This is a genomic window from Methylobacterium sp. J-048 (assembly GCF_022829515.1).
Lineage (GTDB): Bacteria > Pseudomonadota > Alphaproteobacteria > Rhizobiales > Beijerinckiaceae > Methylobacterium.
Genome location: NZ_JAKSYL010000069.1, coordinates 1 through 951 on the forward strand (window position 1 = coordinate 1; position 951 = coordinate 951).

Here is a 951-nt window from a genome sequence, read left to right on the forward strand (position 1 = left end):
GCGGCAACCGCAACCAGGGCGCCCTGGTGGTCAACGCCGCCAACCTCGTCCCGGTCGCCTACAGCGCGATCGGCCGCCGCGACGACGAGTTCGCCGTCGTCCGCGCCGGCCTGAACTACAAGTTCGGCTCGTACTAAGACCCGAAGGCGCTCCCGGCCTTCGGGCCGAGAGACGCAACGGACCAGCAGGCACCGCCCCAGAAGCACGCGCTTCTGGGGTCTCCTCGTTTGATGGAGGCGCGATCCGGCAATCCCCGCCGAGCCGCTCGCAGTCGGTCCCATGGCGGTGAACGGATGCCCGGCCGCGGCGGGTCGGCGCCCGTCCCGGGTGGATCCCGGTCGCCCTCTCAGTGCCGGTAGCGTTCGGCCAGGGCCATCAGCGCCTGGGCGAGCTCGGTGAGGTTGGCCGAGGCCGCCTCGACCTCGCGGGTGCCGGCCGCCGTCTGCTGGCTGGCCTGGCGGATGTTCTGCAGCGCCCCCATCACCTGCTCGATCCCGAGCTGCTGCTGGTTGGTCGAGGCCACGATCTGCTGGAACGTCTGCACGTTCTCCTCCACCCGCGCCGTGATCTCCTCGATCGTCCGTTGCGTCGTGTCCGAGCGCGTCTTGCCGGCCGCCGCCCGCTTCACCGCCTCCTCGGTGAGCATCACCGACGTGTTGATGCCCCGCTGGATCTCGCCCAAAATCCCCCGGACCTGGCCGGTGGCCGCCTTGGCCTGGTCGGCGCGCAGCTTCATCTCGGAGGCCACCACCGCGAAGCTGCGCCCGCTCTCGCCGGCCGCCGCCGCCTCGCTGGCGGCGTTGAGCGCGAGCAGGTGCGTGCGCTCCGAGATGTCGTTGACTGTCTCGATGATGTCGCCCATCGTCTGGGTCTTCTCCGACAGGCTGACGATGTTGCCGGCCACCGCCTCGGCCTGCTCGCGGATCGCGTCCATGGCCTTGGCGGTGTCGG

General features: G+C 70.8%; 1 protein-coding gene and 1 pseudogene. One reads left to right on the plus strand and one right to left on the minus strand.

Annotated elements, in window-relative coordinates:
- Positions 1-137: pseudogene (locus MKL09_RS03910) on the plus strand (porin family protein); the annotation flags it as partial.
- A gap of 209 nt (positions 138-346) precedes the next feature.
- On the opposite strand, the gene MKL09_RS03915 reads toward MKL09_RS03910, so the two are convergent.
- Positions 347-951 (minus strand): methyl-accepting chemotaxis protein (locus tag MKL09_RS03915; RefSeq protein ID WP_244018143.1); only part of this gene is annotated, 605 nt, incomplete at its 5' end.